Origin of the sequence: Microcoleus sp. A003_D6, assembly GCF_036702825.1 — a bacterium.
Classification (GTDB): Bacteria; Cyanobacteriota; Cyanobacteriia; order Cyanobacteriales; family Microcoleaceae; genus Microcoleus.
Genome location: NZ_JAUBWA010000282.1, coordinates 1 through 1,770 on the forward strand (window position 1 = coordinate 1; position 1,770 = coordinate 1,770).

Below are 1,770 nucleotides of genomic sequence, written 5' to 3' on the forward strand. Positions count from 1 at the left end.
CCCACCAATTCCCTAAACAACTTTCTTTGTTTGGGTAGATTGGAATCCCCCTGATTCATCAGTGGGGAGGATATCAACGAGGTTTGGAACAAGTTGAAGCAGGTGATATTATTTCCGGCTCAGCAGCGAAAAAAGCGGCTCGAAAGGTGGGACGAGTAAATTGGGCAAATCAGGCTTTAGCGGATCTCGAAGCGATAGGTAGACGGTGGCTGTAAGAAAACAGCAACGATCGATAGTAAGGTGCGCAGTGCGCACCTACATAATACTACTACATACTACATACCTGTGGGTGTAAAGTGGTGATGGCCCACTCTACAAAATTCATTGAAAATAACTCTTATTCTTCGCTCTCCGAAGGCATGACGAATCTCGGACACGGATAATTTCCACCATCTCTATCTCTGCACCGCCGCCACGTCGATTGATTCGAGTTGAACGGCGTTTCGACTGATTCATTAACTGTAGGTATAACAGTAGCAGGAGTTGGCAGTGCTTTTGAGGCTTGACTTAGCTCCATTACCGTTATAATTGCCAGTATGGTTGATGAAAGCAAAACTGTGCGTTTCATTTATTTGTTTTTTCCTCTTTTAATCGTTGACGTGCCATTCCTATCCATATATCCTCATCGAATTCTTGAGAATCCGCATACTTTAGACAAATTTTCCACTGCGGTAGCGCTTCCTTCGTTTTTTTGAGCCCTTCAAGCACTTGCGCTTTTAAGCAGTATGTTGCTGGTCTTTCACTATCAAGCTTAATCGCTGCATCCAGATGTTGCAATGCCTCCGAATATCGCTCCTGTTTCAGCCGAGCCCATCCCAAATTTTTGAGTATAGAATATTTGACTTGATCGTCCTCAGCTAATTTCCAACCTTGCCACAGCAGGTGAACGGCAGCAGCATAGTTTTTCTTGTCAACTATATATAATCGAGCCAGATTGCTGTAAGCAGCAGGCATACCGAGTTTGGCAGCTTGCAGATATTTTCCTCGGGCGCATTCTAAATCTTGCACCTCTTCGCAAAGCCATCCCAAATTATAAAGAGCTGGTCGGCTTTTGGGATCTACGGAGAGCGCTAACTCATATGCTTGTTGGGTATCAGCCAATCGATTGGCTTTGTAGTTTTCAAGACCTCTATTGTTAAAAAGTGATGCGAGTTCCGGCAACCCAAATTGCCAGCCGGCAAAGCCTACGGTTAGCATCAGTAGGAAGGTCGCCAACTTCGACTGGTGATACTTTTTTCCTGGCTCTTTCATGACATTAAAAATGTTAGCTAATGGTGTCGTTTTTGGCATATTTTAACTTGAGAGTTAAGTGATATTTTGTTTGCCAGATTTAATTGCCACCCTAATGGCATCATCATCTTACGAAATGAAGGAAGGCTTGAACCAATTTCTCATAAGAGTTTGCAACTCCACAGCCCAATGCTTGCGTAATGCTGCTACTACCTAGATGTATTCGAGCATAGGTTGATTCTTCATGAGACTCCACAAGCGATCCGGATATTTTTAGGAAGAAGGAAGCGGGAAGGGGAAGAAGGCAGGACTGCTCCCGATCTAATAAGTAATAATACTTAGCCTGGGGCGGTCGATCGACAGTATATCACTGTATAAAGCTGTTCTGCATTGAAATTCTATGTCAAAAAACAATTAAACTCTTGTGGGGAGTAGGGGTTAGGCGTCCCGCCCGCCCCGACCATGCAATAGACCTCTTGCAAAAGTCCTTTTAATCAAATTTTGGAACGGGCTCTCCGGCCCGTTCCACAAGGAAAATGT

At 44.2% G+C, this 1,770-nt stretch carries 2 protein-coding genes; both read right to left on the reverse strand.

All coding sequences use genetic code 11. The features are described from left to right. Positions 1 to 337: 337 nt before the first annotated feature. Entirely contained in the window at positions 338 to 568 is a 231-nt protein-coding gene (locus QUB70_RS32430; protein ID WP_332985910.1) for an Osc7112_2153 family protein, read from the reverse strand. Beyond that, positions 565 to 1,290 carry a tetratricopeptide repeat protein gene (locus QUB70_RS32435; protein ID WP_332985911.1) on the reverse strand — a complete coding sequence of 242 codons (726 nt, stop codon included), beginning with the start codon at positions 1,288 to 1,290 and terminating at the stop codon, positions 565 to 567. The genes QUB70_RS32430 and QUB70_RS32435 overlap by 4 nt, the downstream gene beginning before the upstream one ends. Positions 1,291 to 1,770 lie beyond the last annotated feature (480 nt).

Bases quoted from the DNA above. Each gene is read 5' to 3' on its own strand.
- QUB70_RS32435 (WP_332985911.1), bottom strand. From the start codon at position 1,290: ATGCCAAAAACGACACCATTAGCTAACATTTTTAATGTCATGAAAGAG.
- QUB70_RS32430 (WP_332985910.1), bottom strand. From the start codon at position 568: ATGAAACGCACAGTTTTGCTTTCATCAACCATACTGGCAATTATAACG.